This window comes from Myxococcus xanthus, assembly GCF_006402735.1.
Classification (GTDB): domain Bacteria; phylum Myxococcota; class Myxococcia; order Myxococcales; family Myxococcaceae; genus Myxococcus; species Myxococcus xanthus_A.
This window is the reverse complement of record NZ_CP017174.1, coordinates 1,094,881-1,110,195: the sequence shown is the minus strand read 5'-3', so window position 1 is coordinate 1,110,195 and position 15,315 is coordinate 1,094,881. Positions and strand designations below refer to the sequence as shown.

Below are 15,315 nucleotides of genomic sequence, written 5' to 3'. Positions count from 1 at the left end.
GCCGCCGCGGACGCCAGCCTCAGCCCTGCTGGTTGAGGCTGGCCGCGAGCGCGCGCACCGCCACGCGCGGGCTGAAGCGCACGCCCAGGGTCCCCACCCAGTTGAGCAGTCCGTGGATGGAGAGCACCCGGCCGCGCATCATCATCGCGTAGGCATGGGCGGCCACGTCCTCCGCCTTGGCCACGCCCGGCCGCTGGAACAGCCTCGTCTGGCCGTTGCCCGCGCGCTGGGTGAACTCCGTGTGCGTGGCACCCGGGCAGTGGCACGTCACCGTCACGCCCGTGCCCTTCAGTTCGTGCGCCAACGCCTCCGACAGGGACACCACGAAGGCCTTGGTCGCGAAGTACGTGGCCATGAAGGGGCCGGGCTGGAAGGCCGCGGTGGAGGCGACATTGAGGATGCGCCCGCTGCCCCGCTCCCGCATGGGCCGCGCGAACAGGTGCGACAGCTTCAGGAGGGCGGTGCAGTTGACCTCCACCATCTCCGCCTCGCGCGCCAGGTCCTGTTCCAAGAAGAGACCACACGAGCCGAAGCCCGCGTTGTTCACCAGGAACTCCACCGCCAGCCCCTTCGCGCTCACGGCCTCGAAGAGCTGCGCGGGAGACTCCGGCCGGCCCAGGTCCGCTGGGAAGACGTGTGCCTTCACACCATGGGCCTGCTCCAGCTTCGCCGCCAGCGCCTCCAGCCGAGGCGCGCTGCGCGCGACCAGGATGACGTCGTGTCCGTCCTTCGCGAACAGGTGTGCGAACTGCTCCCCCAAACCCGCCGAAGCCCCGGTGATGAGCGCCACTTTCCGCGACATGATGTCTCCTCCAGGTGCCGCGTTATAGCCGAGCGGCTTGAGCGTGGCGGTCCCGCCAACATTCCTCCGCCCCGGCAGGCGGGGCTGCCAGGCGGCCTCGTGGCTACAGGGAATGCCCACGGCTTGCCGCGTCCCGGTGGGGTGGTGAGCTTCCCGTCCACCCAGGGGAGGGGCGACCTATGAAGCAGGGCATTCTCACGGGCTTCACCACCGGGCTGCTTGCTGCCACCGCGGCCTCCGCATGTCCCACCTGCCGCCCCGACGTGGCGGCCGCCATCCTCGATGAGCACTTCTGGAGCCGGCTGTTGCTCACCGTCCAGCCGTTCCTCATCCTCCTGCTCATCGTGGGCGCGCTGTACTTCGCCACGCGAGAAATCCCCACCCCCGTGACGGTGAAGCAGCGCGCACGGAGACAGGGGCGGGAGCGCTCCCGATGAGTGCCCGGAATCGCGGCCCGCTCGTGCTCGCGGGACTGCTGCTGACCGTGGGCCGCGCGGGCCGTGAGGACCGGGTACCTCGGGGCGGACTGCGAGTGCCCCACCCGGCGCACTGACAGCGGCTTCACCGCGTGGCGCATCTGGCGGCCCCCGCGCGTTCGCGCAGTGCGGCATTTCAAAGGGCCTCCGAGCGAGCGGCCACGATTCCATGACAGTGGACTGCGGGCGCGCGTGGCGCTGGTGAGGTACGGAGGGGCGGCGTACATTGCGCGCCCTCTCCCACAGCGGCCGCGGGGCTCGCCCGCCGCCGGGTCCGTGGGCAGGCGCTACCGGAGGGCTCGGCCATGGAGAAGGTACTCAACTACATCGGCGGTGAGCTGCTGCCCGCGCGAAGTGGCGGCTGGCTGGACAAGCCCGAGCCCGCGACGGCCGAGACCTACGCGCACGTCCCGGACTCCGACGCGTCCGACGTCCAGCGCGCAGTGGAGGCCGCCGCGCGGGCCTTCCCCGCCTGGGCCGCCACCCCCGCCACCGAGCGCTCGCGCATGCTGCGCCGCATCGCGGACGGCATCCGGAGCCGCCTGGACGACTTCGCCCGCGCGGAGTCCATCGACACCGGCAAGCCGCTGTCGGTCGCCTCCACGGTGGACATCCCGCGCAGCATCCTCAACTTCGAGTTCTTCGCGGACGCGGTGACGCAGTTCTCCAGCGAGGCGCACCAGACGGATGACGTGGCCCTCAACTACACCCTGCGCGCGCCGCTGGGCGTGGTGGGCTGCATCTCCCCGTGGAACCTGCCGCTGTACCTTCTCACGTGGAAGATTGCCCCGGCGCTCGCCATGGGGAACTGCGTGGTGGCCAAGCCCTCCGAGGTGACGCCGATGACGGCGTACCTGCTGGCCCAGGTCTGCCGCGACGTGGGCCTGCCGCCGGGCGTGCTCAACCTGGTGCACGGCCTGGGCCCCAAGGTGGGCGCCGCGATGAGCGAGCACCCGGACATCAGCGCCATCTCCTTCACCGGCAGCACCCGCACCGGCGCGGAGATTGCCCGCGTGGCCGCGCCCGCCTTCAAGAAGCTGTCGCTGGAGATGGGCGGAAAGAATCCCAACGTCATCTTCGCGGACTGTGACTTCGACGAGGCGCTGGCCACCACGCTGCGCTCGTCCTTCGCCAACCAGGGGCAAATCTGTCTCTGCGGCCCGCGCATCTTCGTGCAGCGTCCCCTCTACGAGCGCTTCAAGGAGGCGCTGGTCACCCGCACGCGCGCGCTCAAGGTGGGTGACCCGCTGGAGGCGGGCACGGACCAGGGCGCGCTGGTGTCGCAGCCGCACTTCGACAAGGTCCTGGGCTACGTGAGCCTGGCGAAGCAGGAGGGTGGCCGCATCCTCACCGGCGGACAGCGCGCCAACGTGCCCGGCCGCTGCCGCAACGGCTGGTTCGTGGAGCCCACCCTCATCGAGGGCCTGGACGCGGGATGCCGCACCAACCAGGAAGAAATCTTCGGCCCGGTGGCCAGCATCATGCCCTTCGACTCGGAGGACGAGGTGCTCGCGTGGGCCAACTCCACCAAGTACGGACTGGCCGCCAGCGTGTGGACCCAGGACGTGAAGCGCGCGCACCGCTTCGCCTCGCGGCTGCACAGCGGCATCGTCTGGGTGAACACGTGGATGCTGCGCGATTTGCGCACGCCCTTTGGCGGCGTGAAGGACTCGGGCGTGGGACGCGAGGGCGGCTGGGACGCGCTGCGCTTCTTCACCGAGCCGAAGAACGTCTGCATCAAGCTGTGAACCCCTAGCCCCCACGTGAGGAGCACGCCGTGAGCAGTGACAGCGCACGAGTCGATTCGCAGAAGGCCCCCGAACCGGTGGGCCTGTACCCCCACGCCCGGCGCGTGGGCAACCTCCTGTTCCTGTCCGGCGTGGGCCCGCGTGAGCGCGGCACGAAGAAGATTCCCGGCGTGGAGCTGGACGCGGAGGGCAACATCGTCTCGTACGACATCGAGGCGCAGTGCCACTCGGTGTTCCGCAACGTCCGCTACATCCTGGAGGACGCAGGCTCGTCCTGGGACAAGCTGGTGGACGTGACGGTGTACCTCACCGACATGAAGAAGGATTTCCCCACCTACAACCGGCTGTGGGCGGAGTACTTCCAGGACAACCCGCCGTGCCGCACCACGCTTGAAATCAACCGGCTGCCCACGCCGATTGCCATCGAGCTCAAGTGCATCGCCACCATCGGAGGTGACTGAATGGGCCGCCTGACTCCCATCAACTTCAAGAAGTGGATCGACGAGCACCGCCACCTGCTCAAGCCCCCCGTGGGCAACCAGCAGGTGTGGGAGGACCGCGAATTCATGGTCACCGTCGTCGGCGGGCCCAACGCGCGCACGGACTTCCACATCAACGAGGGCGAGGAGTTCTTCTACCAGCTCGAGGGCACGATGAACCTGCGGGTCATCGACGAGGGCCAGGTGCAGGACATCCCCATCCACGAAGGGGAAATCTTCTTGCTGCCGCCCAACGTGCCGCACTCGCCGCAGCGCCCCGCGGGCACGGTGGGCCTGGTGCTGGAGCGCCGCCGCCAGCCGAAGGAAATGGACGGCTTCATGTGGCTGTGCCCGCAGTGCGGCGAGAAGCTTTATGAGGAGTACGTCCACGTCACCAACCTGGTGACGCAGCTGCCGCCCATCTTCGAGCACTTCTACGGCAACCCCGACAACTGCACCTGCAAGAAGTGCGGGACGAAGGTGGTCAAGGGAGGCCCCGCCCGTTGAAGGTCGACATCCACACGCACCTCCTCCCCGCCAACCTGCCGCGCTTCGCCGAGCGCTACGGCTACGGCGGCTTCATCACGCTGGACCACCACGCGCCCTGCCGCGCGCGCATGCTCCGGGATGACGGCAAGTTCTTCCGCGAAATCGAAAGCAACTGCTGGGACCCGGTGAAGCGCATCGAGGAGTGCGACGCGGCCGGCGTCCACGTCCAGGTGCTGTCCACGATTCCAGTGATGTTCGGCTACTGGACGAAGCCCGAGCACGGAGCGGACCTGGCGCGCTTCCTCAACGACCACCTCGCCTCCGTGGTGCACGCGCACCCCAAGCGCTTCGTGGGCCTGGGCACCGTGCCACTCCAGTCCCCGGAGCTGGCGGTGCGAGAGCTGGAGCGCTGCGTGAAGGAGCTGGGGCTGGCGGGCGTGCAGATTGGCTCGCACGTCAACGACTGGAACCTGTCCGACCCGGCGCTGTTCCCCTTCTTCGAGGCCGCCAGTGAGCTGGGCGCGTCCGTCTTCGTCCACCCGTGGGACATGATGGGCGAGGCGAAGATGCAGAAGTACTGGCTGCCGTGGCTGGTGGGCATGCCGGCCGAGGTGTCACTGGCCATCTGCTCCGTCATCTTCGGCGGCGTGATGGAGCGGCTGCCCAAGCTGCGCTTCGCCTTCGCGCACGGCGGCGGCGCGTTCCCTCACACGCTCGGCCGGATTCAACACGGCTTCGAGGCCCGGCCGGATTTGGTGGCCGTGGACAACAAGGTACCGCCCCGGGACTACCTGGGCCGCTTCTGGGTGGACTCGCTGGTCCACGACCCGGAGGCGCTGCGCTACATCGTCCGGCTCTTCGGGCAGGACAAGGTGGCGCTCGGCAGTGACTACCCCTTCCCCCTGGGCGAGGACCGCCCGGGCACGCTCATTGAGTCCCTGACCGAGCTGGAACCCGCCGCGCGTGAGCGGCTGCTCTGGCGCAACGCCTTCGATTGGCTGGGACGCGCCCCCGAGGACTTCGCGCCATGACGACGCAGCATCCCTTCGAGGACTCCGAGGACTTCGCACAGAAGCTGGACGCGGAAGACACGCTGCGCGGCTACCGCGACGCGTTCCACTTCCCGCCCGGGCCGGACGGAAAGCCGGTGGTGTATCTGGCGGGCAACTCGCTGGGCCTCCAGCCGCGCAACGCCGCGCGCTACATCCAGGAGGAGCTGGAGGACTGGGCACGGCTGGGCGTGGAAGGCCACCACCACGGCCGCCACCCGTGGCTGCACTACCACGAGCTCGTCACCGAGCAGGCCGCGCGGCTGGTGGGCGCCAAGCCCCTGGAAGTGGTGGTGATGAACACCCTGTCGGTGAACCTGCACCTGATGATGGTGTCGTTCTACCGGCCCACGAAGCAGCGCTTCAAAATCCTGGTGGAGGCCGGCGCCTTCCCGTCGGACCAGTACGCCGTCGCCTCCCAGGTGCGCTTCCACGGCTACGACGCGCGCGAGGCCGTGCTGGAGCTGAAGCCCCGCGCGGGCGAGGAGACGCTGCGCGCCGAGGACATCCTCGCCACGCTGGAGCAGCACGGCCACGAGGTGGCGCTGGTGATGCTGGGCAGCGTGAACTACCTCACCGGGCAGTCCTTCGACCTGGCTGCGATTACGAAGGCCGCGCACGCCAAGGGCTGCTTCGTCGGCTTCGACCTGGCGCACGGCGCGGGCAACCTGAAGTTGTCGCTGCACGAAGACGGGCCGGACTTCGCGGTGTGGTGCTCGTACAAGTACCTCAACGCGGGCCCGGGCGCGCTGGGTGGCGTGTTCGTCCACGAGCGGCACGCGCACACGAAGGACCTGCCCCGCTTCGAGGGCTGGTGGGGTCACGACAAGCAGACGCGCTTCCAGATGGGGCCCACCTTCAGCGCGCTGCCAGGCGCGGAGGGGTGGCAGCTCTCCAACCCGCCCATCTTCCAGCTCGCGGCGCTGCGCGCGTCCCTGGAGCTTTTCGACCAGGCCGGCATGGCGGCGCTGCGCGCCAAGAGCGAGCGCCTCACCGGCTTCCTGGAGTTCCTGTTGGACAGGCTGCCCGAGGGCTTCGTGCGCATCACCACGCCCCGGGACGTGAAACAGCGCGGCGCCCAGCTGTCCCTGCGCTTCCGGGGCGAGCCCCAGGGCCTGCTGAAGCGGCTGGGCGACGCGGGCATCATCTGCGACTTCCGCAAGCCGGACATCATCCGCGCCGCCCCCGCTCCGCTCTACAACTCCTTCACGGACGTGTACCGCTTCGTGAAGACGCTGGAGGGCCACGCCCGTGAGTGAGGCGCGCAAGGACACCGTCACCGTGGTGGGCGCGGGGCTGGTGGGCTCGCTGCTCTCCATCTACCTGGCGCGCCGGGGCCACCCCGTGGAACTGCTGGAGCGGCGCCCGGACATGCGGCGCGAGCTGGTCGACGCGGGCCGCTCCATCAACCTGGCCATCTCCACGCGCGGGCTGCATGCGCTCCGGCAGGTGGGCCTGGAAGACGAGGCGTTGAAGCACGCCATTCCCATGCGCGGGCGGATGATTCACCCGCCGCAAGGCGAGCTCGTCTACCAGCCCTACGGCAAGGACGACTCGCAGCACATCAACGCGATGTCGCGCGGGTGGCTGAACGCCTTCCTCATGACGGCGGCGGAGGCCACCGGGAAGGTGCGCATCCGCTTCAAGCAGCGGGTGACGGACGTGGACTTCGGCTCGGGCGCGCTCACGGTGCACGACGACGCCACCGGAGAGGCGCGCCAGGAGCCCGGCCGCGTGGTGTTCGGCACGGACGGCTCCGCCTCCGCCATCCGCCAGGCATTGGAGAAGCGGCCGGACTTCAAGGGGACGCAGGAGCAGCTCGGCCATGGGTACAAGGAGTTGACGATTCCGGCGGGCCCCGGTGGCGCGTTCCAGATGGAGAAGCACGCGCTCCACATCTGGCCTCGCGGCACGTTCATGCTGATCGCGCTGCCCGACGAGGAAGGCAGCTTCACCTGCACGCTGTTCCTGCCCTGGCAGGGGCCGGTGAGCTTCGCGTCCCTGGACACGCCCGCGAAGCTGGAGGCGTTCTTCGGCGCGCAGTTCCCAGACGCGAAGGCGCTCATCCCGGACCTGGTGGAAGCGTTCTTCTCGCGCCCCACGGGCAGCATGGTGACGGTGAAGGGCGCGCCCTGGCACGCGGGTGGGCAGACGCTGCTGCTGGGCGACGCGGCGCACGCCATCGTCCCGTTTTTCGGCCAGGGGATGAACTGCGGCTTCGAGGACTGCGTCGTCCTGGACCAACTGCTGGGACAGGGCGCCGGCTGGGAGCAGGTCTTCACGGACTTCGAACGCCTGCGCAAGACGAACGCGGACGCCATCGCCGACATGGCGGTGGAGAACTTCGTCGAGATGCGCGACAGCACCGGCGACCCGCGCTTCCAGTTCCGGAAGGCCGTGGAGAAGGTGCTGCTCAACGCCTTCCCGGGCGAGTTCGTCGGCCGCTACTCCCTGGTGAGCTTCAGCCACGTGCCGTACCGGCTGGCCTATGAAGTCGGAACGCTCACGGATGGCATCGTCTCCGAGCTGAGCGAGGGGCTGACGCGGGCGGAGGACGTGGACCTGAAGCGCGCGGCGGAGCTCATCCGGAGCCGGCTGGCGCCATTCATGAAGGAGCACGCGGATGGATTTCGGACTGAAGGGTAGGCGCGCGCTGGTGATGGGCGCGTCCGCGGGGCTGGGTTATGCCATCGCGGAGGCGTTGGTGAAGGAAGGCGCCACGGTGGCCATCTGCTCGCGCGGTGGCGAGAAGCTGGAGCGCGCCGCGAAGACGCTGGGCGCCGCGCTCGCGGTGCCGTGTGACTTGACGCAGCCCGGGGCCGCGAAGGCGCTGGTGGAGACCGTCACCGCGAAGCTGGGCGGCGTGGACGTCCTCGTGGTGAACACGGGCGGGCCGCCGTCGGGCGGCTTCGAGTCGCTGACGGCGGAGCAGTGGCAGCTCGGCTTCCAGAGCCTGTGGATGGCCGCGGTGGACGGCATCCAGGCGGTGCTCCCGGGAATGAAGGAGCGCAAGTGGGGCCGCATCGTCCTGGTGACGTCGCTGGCCGCGCGCGAGGCGATGAACAACCTGACCATCTCCAACGGCCTGCGCGCGGGCCTGCTCGGGCTGGTGAAGACGGTGAGCAACGAGGTGGCGCAGCACGGCGTCACGCTGAACGCGGTGCTGCCGGGCTACCACGCCACCGAGCGCATGCAGCAGCTCGGGCTGACGGATGAGAAGGTGGCGCCGCAGATTCCCGCGCGGAGACTGGGCCGCCCGGAGGAGCTGGCCGCGCTCACGGCGTTCCTCTCCTCCGAGCAGGCGTCGTACATCACCGGTCAGTCCATCGCGGTGGACGGCGGCGCTCAGCGCGGCTTCTGAGCCAACGGGACTCGGAGGCTGGTGCGCCCACTCACACCAGGGAGCGCACGGCCTCCACCACCTGAACCCACTCCGGGGCCTTGGGGTCGATGACCTCGTAGTGCCCCGCGCCCGGCAACGTGACGCAGCGGACGTCGTCTCCCAGCTCACGGCCGCGCGCGCAGAAGTCCTCGCTCATCAACACGGGCACGGTGTCGTCCTCCGCTCCGTGGACGAGCACCTGGGGCACCCCGAGCGGCTGGAGCGACGCGGGCGAGGCCGTGCGATAGCGCTCCGGCACCGAGGACGGCGTGCCGCCCAGGAACGTCTCCACGATGCCGTCCCCCAGTCGGTGCGCGAACGCGCGCGGCAGGTCCACGACGCCCGCCAGCGGCACCACGCCACAAAGGGGCAACGGCGCCGCACTGTAAAGTGCATCGCCGGGCCGCAGCCGGTGCCTGGCCCCCAGCCACGCCACCAGGTGCCCTCCCGCCGAATGGCCGAGCGCCACGACGCGCGAGAGGTCCAGCGCATGCGCCTGCGCGAGCGTGCGCAGGAAGTCAGTGCCGAGCGCCACGTCCTCCAGCGTGCCGGGCCAACCACCGCCTTCGTGCCCCACCCGCCGGTACTCCAGGCTCCACGTCGCGAAGCCGCGCCGGGTCAGGTCCACGCACAGGTGCCCGGCATGCTCCAGGCCGTACTTCGCCCGCCAGAAGCCACCATGGATGACCACCACCACCGGGTGCGGCCCAGGTCCTTCGGGCATTCGCAGGTCCCCGAACTGGTGGGGCTCCGCGCCATACGCCATGCGCGCATCCGCGGTGGGAGCGGGCGTCTCCAGGACCCACATCGAGCTCATGCGGACATCCTAATCCGTGGCATCCGCTCGCCTGCCTGGAGCCGACCGGGAAGCCTTCCCCACGGCCACACGGCCACACGGCCCACTTCCCTGACGCCGGCAACGGGCCTATCCAGTGTCGGAGCCGCCCCTCGGTCCAGACAGCCCCTCCCCGGCCGCCCCAGTGTCCACCGGCCATCCATCCGAGGGCCCACATGGTAGGCGCGAGTGTCATCCGGCGGGCTCTTAAGATTTCACTGGAGAGACTTTATACTCCACATCAACGAATTAAGACTTGATTTCAATCCGGCAAATGTAAATACGTGCACCCACGGATTCATCCCGCCGCACCGACGGCGAGGAATCCGGCCTGGGAGGCACGAACAATGGACGCGAAGGGGCTACGAACGTTCCTGGAGATTCCCTACGACGAGCTCGAGGAGCGCAACCTCAAGGTCAAGGAGCAGCGCCTCAAGCACGTCGCGCAGGAGAAGCTCCGTGACGAGCGCATCGAGTACCTGACGAAGGAACGTGCCATCAAGGCGGTCACCGTGTGCTTCACCGACCTCGAGGGTCGGCTGCACATGCTGGACTACGACAAGAAGTTCCTCATCAAGAGCGCCGACAACCTCACCTTCGACGGCTCCTCCATCCGGGGCTTCTCCGCGCAGCAGGAGAGCGACCTGCGGCTGAACATCGACTGGAGCGCCTTCTACTGGCTGCCCTCGGACATCTTCGGTCCGGGCAAGGTGCTGGTGTTCAGCGAGGTGCACGAGCGTGACGGCACGCAGTACCAGTCCGACCTGCGTGGCAGGCTGAAGCAGCTCACCGAGTCGATGTATCAGAAAGACGGCACGGTGGTCCACGCGGCGCCTGAAATCGAGGGCTTCCTCTTCAAGGGCCGCGACGCCGAGCACCACTTCCACGAGAAGGGCCACTTCGACTTCATCTCCACCGGCGGCTACTACCACTCGCTGCCTGGTGACGTGCTGCGCACCTTCATCGACAAGGTGGCCGAGGCCCAGCGCGCCATGGGCTTCCAGAACGAGAAGGACCACCCCGAAGTGGCGCCCAGCCAGTTCGAGATCAACTTCTCGTACAGCGAGGCCCTCATCGCGGCCGACCAGATTCAGCTCTACAAGCTGCTCAGCCGCCAGGTGGCCGCGCAGCTGGACTGCACCGCCAGCTTCCTCCCGAAGCCGGTGACGGGCGTCAATGGCAACGGCATGCACATGAACCTGTCGCTGTCCAAGGGCGGGAAGAACCTCTTCCACGACCAGAACGGCCCGGACGGCCTCAGCCCCATTGGCTGGGACTTCATCGACCGCATCCTCACCAGCGCGAATGACATCTGCCTCACGCTCAACTCCAGCGTGAACGCGTACCGCCGCCTGGACCCGCACTTCGAGGCCCCCAACCAGATCAAGGCCAGCGCCAACAACCGCGGTGCCATGGTGCGCATCCCCTTCGGAAACGAGCGCAGCGCGCGCATCGAGTGCCGCTCGGTGGCGCCGGACGCCAACCCGTACCTGGTGCTCTACACCCTGCTGCGCACCGGCCTGGAGGGCCCGCAGCCGCAGGAGGACGCGGAGGCCAAGCGCAGCCGCACCCGCTTCCTGCCGGACAACATCTTCGACGCCATCCGCATCTTCAAGGGCAGCCAGTTCGTGGCGTCCATCCTGGGTGAGGGCGTGCAGAGCAAGTTCGCCGAGCTCAAGACGACCACGGCCGAGCGCAGCCCGAAGCAGCTGGGCAACCGTGTGAAGTACTCGGAGGTCAAGTTCCACCACGAGGTCACCAACCAGTACCTCTGGAACCAGTTCTAGGAACGGACGTCCGCACCGCCGGACTTCAGGAGCCGCCGCCCTCCCGCGACATGGGGAGGCGGCGGCTTCGTCCGTTACAGTGGCTCGCCGCGCAGCGCCGCTGGCGGCTCGGAAGCCCGGGGCCGCGACAGCCGCAGCAGCACCACGCCAGCGATGAGGGTGAGGGCCATGGTGACGCCTTCACGCGAGCTGGCGCCGAAGGCCACCAACGTCAGCCCCAGCCCCAGCGTGGGCACCGCCAGCAGGGCGTGGAGCGGACGCAGCCCTCGCTCACGCCGCCAGGCCAGCGTGGCCAGCGCGGCGGACGTGACGCCGTACTGCATCAGCACCGCGATGCTGGAGAGGGCGAACAGCTCCGACAGGTCGCCCAGGTTGACGAACAGCAGGACCAGCGCCCAGGTGACAGCGAGCGCGCGCACCGGCACGCCTCCGGCGGACATCCCGTCCAGCCCCAGCAGCGTGTGCTCGCCCGACGCCAGCGCGGACAGGTAGCGCGGCGTCGTCACCATCATCCCCAGGCAGATGCCCAGCGCGGACACGCTGGTGCCCGCCTTCACCCACCCTTCGAGCCCGGGCCCGCCCCACACGCCCGCCGCCGCGGCCAGCGGCGCGGCCTGGGAGGCCAGCTCCGGCAGCGCGGCCACGCACGCCCACACCAGGCCCACGTACAGCAGCACCGCCACCAGCAGCGAGCCCACCGTGGCCAGCGGCACGGTGCGCGACGACGAGCGCACCTGCCCCGCGATCACCGGGACGATTTCGAAGCCCTGGTAGGCGAACATCACCGTCAACCCCGCCCGCAGCCACGACGCGTCCACGGCCGGGGCCGCGGCCACCGCCGCGGCGGGAGGTGGCCCCGACAGCGCCAGGAACGCCACCAGCAACGCGGCCAGCGGCAGCAGCTTGACGACGGTGAGCGCCGTCCAGGTCCCCGCCGACACGCGGATGCCGGACGCCACCACGCCCGCCAGCGCCGTGACGAGGACGGAGGCGAGCACCGACTGCCCCAGGGCACCCTCCAGGCCCAGGGAGGGCGCCACCGCATGGGAGAGGCCCGCCACCACCGCGGCGGTGCTCAGGAACGCGCTGACGTAGGCCACCCACCCCACCAGGAAGGACGCCCGCTCTCCAAAGGCCGCGCGCGCGAAGAGGACGGGCCCGCCGTCCGCGTTGAAACGCCGGCCCAGCACGGCGAAGGCCAGCGCCACCGGTATCAGCGCGAGCCCGGTGAGCGCGAAGGCGGCAATGGCGCTGGCACCCGGCGCCAGCGCGGCGACCTCCGCCGGGGCGAAGAAGATGCCGACGCCGACGATGCCATTGACGCCAAGCGCAAGGAGTTGGAACGGCCCCACCGGACGCGACGCGGATGCGGCAGCGGGGGCGGAGGAAGGAACCGGCACGGAGGTACTTCACTACAGCTGAGCGCCGGACACCAATGCACCGGGTGGGCCCCCCCGATATGGTTGTGGGCGCCGAGCGTTTCGGCCCGATATCCAGGCCGTTTGCCTGAGGCAAGGCTCTGAGGAGGGTTCGATGCGGCTTCACGGTGCGCTGATGGGACTGTGTCTGATGTGCGCTGGCTGCGCGACGCTGAGCCGGGGTTTCGGCGCCACGGCCAACGAGGACACGGGCGAGTACGAAACGCCGGAAGAAGAGCTGGTGTACATCGTCCCCGCCGAGGACGCGATGATGGTGGCGCGCCGCATCCTGGAAGAGCAGCGCTACGACGTCATGGAGAAGGAAGGCGGGCTGGAGATGTTCTCCTCGGCCCATGAGCCCGGAAAGAACATGCCGGGCCTGCGCACCATCGAGCGCTACTACATCAAGGGCGAGCGGCTGGGGCCGCGGCAGACCGTCGTGCGCGTCTTCCGGCTCAGCTACAACGAGATGGATACCCAACTGGAGATTCCGCCACAGGCGGCGGGCAAGCGGGAGGCGGCCATGTTCGCCGCGCTGGATGCCCATCCCTTTGACGCCACGCGGGACGCCTTCACCTACGCGAACGGTCCCAGTGGCCCCCGGGCGGTGCCCATGGAGGACCCGTTCAAGAACGCGCCGGGCATGGAGCGCATGCGAATGGTGCGCGGCGTGCGCGACCTGGACATCGAGCGGACCTTGCTGCAGCGGCTGGAGATGGTGCCCGCGCTGGAGCTGGTGGGCAGCAACGCGCCCGTGCCCATCCGCTCCGTGACGCCAGAAGGAGGACAGACGGAGCAGGCGCAGCAGGCGCCGGAGTGTGGCACCCCGGTGGACGGCGCCGGCCCGCTGATGGCGCCAGGGCACGTGCTGCTGCTGGCGGACCCCCTGGGCACGCGGGAGTTGCCCACGGCGGCGCTGCGGATGCTCTGTGAAGCCACGGCCCAGGGCCTGCCGGTGACGCTGGCGCTGTCGCTGCCCGCCTCCGAGCAGCCGCTGCTGGAGACCTACCTGGCGAGCCCGGGCCAGCCCCAGGACCTCCAGACCATGATGAGCGAGAGCCCCTTCTGGCGCCGCACCTATCAGGACGGCCGCAGCAGCAGCGCCATGCTCTGGCTCATCGAACAGGCACGCCGGCTGCGCGCCGCTGGCAAGGACATCTCCCTGGTGGCCTTCGACGCCGAGAAGGCCCAGGGCAACGAGCGCGAGGCGGAGATGGCCCGGCACCTGCTGGCCCACCAGCAGACACGCGCCCAGGCCTGGACGCTGGTGCTCGCGGGCGGCACGCACGTGCGGACGGCGGGCGTGAACTGGGACAGCGACTATGCGCCACTGGGAGCGCGACTGGCCCAGGTCCTCCCGTCGGTGCGCGCGCTCGACGTGGGCTTCACGCGAGGCACGCAGTTCTCCTGCCGCTTCAACGTCTGGGACGCGGTGGAGTGCAACGTGTTCGCCATCAGCCCCACGAAGGAGGTCCGGCAGAAGCCCGACATCGCCTCCGGGGTGCGGCTCTTCCCGCAGCCGCTCGCGGAAGGCTTTCACGGCCGCCTCTATGTGGGGGCGCTGAGCGCGTCACCTCCAGCGCTCCATCGGCGGGCCCCCACCACCGCCGCCCAGACACCGCCCGCCACCTCGCCGTAGAAACGGCAAGTCCTGCCGGGCTTGGCAAGCCTTGCCGCACCGGAATGGCGCGGGCGCGGCAACATCTGCTTCGCCTGCCATGGATTCCCTGGCACGGACGCCGTGCAAAGGCTGGCATCCGCCTGCCCGATTCAGCGCAACCTCTCCGCACCCGCCAACCTCCCGTCGGTGTTCGCGGGCATCAACGGCTACGTGAGCCTGCGCTGCGTGCTGCGGGGCAGTACACCAGCCGAGGCGGGCTGGAACGAGGAGGCCGCCCAGTACTACGGCAGCAGCGTCTTCAACCACTCCGCCATCAACACGCCTGACCTACACGCCCGCGAGGCGGTCCCAGTCCTCCTCGCCCTGGAAGACGTGCACCGCCAACCGCTCGCACACGGCCTGGTGCGAGCGCGCGGCGGCGCCGCCCACCCAGACGGGCAATCCCCTGGGCAGCGCCTGCCTCAAACGCGTCAGGGTGTCCTCGAAGGCCTCGGCGCTCCGGCTGGCCACCGTGGACAGCCCCACGAAGTCGGGCCGCAGCGCCAAGACGGCGCGGCCCAGGTCCTCGGCGGGAACGCGCTGTCCCAACAGCGTCACCCGCACGCCCAGGTGCCGCAGCCGCAGCGCGGCGCCCAGCAGGCCCATCTCGTGCTCTTCTTCCGGGAAGCACGCCAGGACGCCATGCCGGTGCCGGCCCTGGGGCGCCGCGTGCAGCAGGCTCACCAGCCGCGCCCGCACCATCTGTGACACCAGGTGTTCCTGCGCCACCGTCAGCGAGCCCGCCTCCCATTGCTCGCCCACGTCGCACAGCAGCGGCGCCAGCACCTCGTCGAAGGCCTTGAGCGGGGGCAGCGCGGCCAGCACCTCGTCCAGCACGTCCGACACGCGCGGCTGGTCATACGCCAGGGCGGCGGCGAGCACGGATTCCCGCCACGTCTCCGCATGCGCCCGCGTCTCCAGATGGGTGCCGCGCACCGCCGCTTCCGCATCCAGACCTTCCATCAACTGGGGCAGCAGCTTCGCCGCCTCGCTGATGGCCACGCCTTCGTCGGTCAGCCGCTTGAGCTGCTTGAGCACCGCCACGTCACGGTCCGTATAGGCGCGGTAGCCAGCGGGGGTCCGGCGCGGGGTGAGCACGCCATAGCGGCGCTCCCAGGCCCGGATGAGCTCCACCCGGACTCCTGCCAACTCCGCGGCGATGTGGATTCGATAGGTGCGCTCAGCCATGT

General features: G+C 69.6%; 14 protein-coding genes. 10 read left to right on the top strand and 4 right to left on the bottom strand.

From position 1 onward, the window contains the following. Positions 1-19: 19 nt before the first annotated feature. Positions 20-802, bottom strand: coding sequence for an SDR family NAD(P)-dependent oxidoreductase (locus tag BHS09_RS04845; RefSeq protein ID WP_140797296.1), 783 nt, complete (start codon positions 800-802; stop codon positions 20-22). Between the two features lie 179 nt (positions 803-981). Here BHS09_RS04845 and BHS09_RS04840 point away from each other — a divergent pair, with 179 nt between their 5' ends. The 8 genes from BHS09_RS04840 (at position 982) to BHS09_RS04800 (ending at position 8,404) form a co-directional block, all read left to right on the top strand. After that, entirely contained in the window at positions 982-1,239 is a 258-nt protein-coding gene (locus BHS09_RS04840; RefSeq protein ID WP_140797295.1) for a hypothetical protein, read from the top strand. 344 nt (positions 1,240-1,583) lie between these two features. Next, positions 1,584-3,026, top strand: coding sequence for an aldehyde dehydrogenase (locus BHS09_RS04830; RefSeq protein WP_140797294.1), 1,443 nt, complete (start codon positions 1,584-1,586; stop codon positions 3,024-3,026). Positions 3,027-3,055: 29 nt separating this feature from the next. Further along, positions 3,056-3,487 carry a RidA family protein gene (locus tag BHS09_RS04825; RefSeq protein ID WP_140787688.1) on the top strand — a complete coding sequence of 144 codons (432 nt, stop codon included), beginning with the start codon at positions 3,056-3,058 and terminating at the stop codon, positions 3,485-3,487. Next, positions 3,488-4,012: a 3-hydroxyanthranilate 3,4-dioxygenase gene (nbaC, locus tag BHS09_RS04820; RefSeq protein ID WP_140797293.1), complete on the top strand. Its 525-nt coding sequence runs from the start codon at positions 3,488-3,490 to the stop codon at positions 4,010-4,012. Next, positions 4,009-5,025 (top strand): amidohydrolase family protein, encoded by a 1,017-nt coding sequence (locus BHS09_RS04815; RefSeq protein WP_140797292.1) that lies wholly within the window; start codon positions 4,009-4,011, stop codon positions 5,023-5,025. The genes nbaC and BHS09_RS04815 overlap by 4 nt, the downstream gene beginning before the upstream one ends. Next, positions 5,022-6,302, top strand: coding sequence for a kynureninase (gene kynU / locus BHS09_RS04810; RefSeq protein WP_140797291.1), 1,281 nt, complete (start codon positions 5,022-5,024; stop codon positions 6,300-6,302). Before BHS09_RS04815 ends, kynU begins: the two co-directional genes overlap by 4 nt. Further along, entirely contained in the window at positions 6,295-7,689 is a 1,395-nt protein-coding gene (locus tag BHS09_RS04805; protein ID WP_140797290.1) for an FAD-dependent oxidoreductase, read from the top strand. Before kynU ends, BHS09_RS04805 begins: the two co-directional genes overlap by 8 nt. Further along, positions 7,667-8,404, top strand: a complete 738-nt coding sequence (locus BHS09_RS04800; RefSeq protein ID WP_140787678.1) for an SDR family oxidoreductase — start codon at positions 7,667-7,669, stop codon at positions 8,402-8,404. Before BHS09_RS04805 ends, BHS09_RS04800 begins: the two co-directional genes overlap by 23 nt. 31 nt (positions 8,405-8,435) lie before the next feature. Here BHS09_RS04800 and BHS09_RS04795 read toward each other — a convergent pair whose 3' ends face one another. Beyond that, positions 8,436-9,242 (bottom strand): alpha/beta hydrolase family protein, encoded by an 807-nt coding sequence (locus BHS09_RS04795; protein ID WP_140797289.1) that lies wholly within the window; start codon positions 9,240-9,242, stop codon positions 8,436-8,438. 365 nt (positions 9,243-9,607) lie between these two features. On the opposite strand from BHS09_RS04795, the gene BHS09_RS04790 reads away from it, so the two are divergent. Beyond that, the gene (locus BHS09_RS04790) at positions 9,608-11,047 is read left to right on the top strand and encodes a glutamine synthetase family protein (RefSeq protein WP_140787674.1); all 1,440 of its coding nucleotides are present in this window, start codon (positions 9,608-9,610) and stop codon (positions 11,045-11,047) included. 74 nt (positions 11,048-11,121) lie between these two features. Here BHS09_RS04790 and BHS09_RS04785 read toward each other — a convergent pair whose 3' ends face one another. Then, entirely contained in the window at positions 11,122-12,399 is a 1,278-nt protein-coding gene (locus tag BHS09_RS04785) for an APC family permease (protein ID WP_140800609.1), read from the bottom strand. A 181-nt stretch (positions 12,400-12,580) separates the two neighbouring features. Between BHS09_RS04785 and BHS09_RS04780 the strand changes: the two genes are divergently transcribed. Next, complete coding sequence (locus BHS09_RS04780; RefSeq protein ID WP_140787672.1) at positions 12,581-14,104, top strand: hypothetical protein; 1,524 nt, start codon at positions 12,581-12,583, stop codon at positions 14,102-14,104. Positions 14,105-14,413: 309 nt separating this feature from the next. Here BHS09_RS04780 and BHS09_RS04775 read toward each other — a convergent pair whose 3' ends face one another. Continuing rightward, positions 14,414-15,313, bottom strand: coding sequence for a MerR family transcriptional regulator (locus tag BHS09_RS04775; RefSeq protein WP_140797288.1), 900 nt, complete (start codon positions 15,311-15,313; stop codon positions 14,414-14,416). Between the last annotated feature and the right edge of the window lie 2 nt (positions 15,314-15,315).

What these genes read in the sequence shown, in the direction of transcription:
- BHS09_RS04795 (WP_140797289.1), bottom strand. Translation starts at nt 9,242, where the DNA reads ATGAGCTCGATGTGGGTCCTGGAGACGCCCGCTCCCACCGCGGATGCG.
- BHS09_RS04780 (WP_140787672.1), top strand. Translation starts at nt 12,581, where the DNA reads ATGCGGCTTCACGGTGCGCTGATGGGACTGTGTCTGATGTGCGCTGGC.
- BHS09_RS04790 (WP_140787674.1), top strand. Translation starts at nt 9,608, where the DNA reads ATGGACGCGAAGGGGCTACGAACGTTCCTGGAGATTCCCTACGACGAG.
- BHS09_RS04840 (WP_140797295.1), top strand. Translation starts at nt 982, where the DNA reads ATGAAGCAGGGCATTCTCACGGGCTTCACCACCGGGCTGCTTGCTGCC.
- BHS09_RS04775 (WP_140797288.1), bottom strand. Translation starts at nt 15,313, where the DNA reads ATGGCTGAGCGCACCTATCGAATCCACATCGCCGCGGAGTTGGCAGGA.
- kynU (WP_140797291.1), top strand. Translation starts at nt 5,022, where the DNA reads ATGACGACGCAGCATCCCTTCGAGGACTCCGAGGACTTCGCACAGAAG.
- nbaC (WP_140797293.1), top strand. Translation starts at nt 3,488, where the DNA reads ATGGGCCGCCTGACTCCCATCAACTTCAAGAAGTGGATCGACGAGCAC.
- BHS09_RS04800 (WP_140787678.1), top strand. Translation starts at nt 7,667, where the DNA reads ATGGATTTCGGACTGAAGGGTAGGCGCGCGCTGGTGATGGGCGCGTCC.
- BHS09_RS04845 (WP_140797296.1), bottom strand. Translation starts at nt 802, where the DNA reads ATGTCGCGGAAAGTGGCGCTCATCACCGGGGCTTCGGCGGGTTTGGGG.
- BHS09_RS04830 (WP_140797294.1), top strand. Translation starts at nt 1,584, where the DNA reads ATGGAGAAGGTACTCAACTACATCGGCGGTGAGCTGCTGCCCGCGCGA.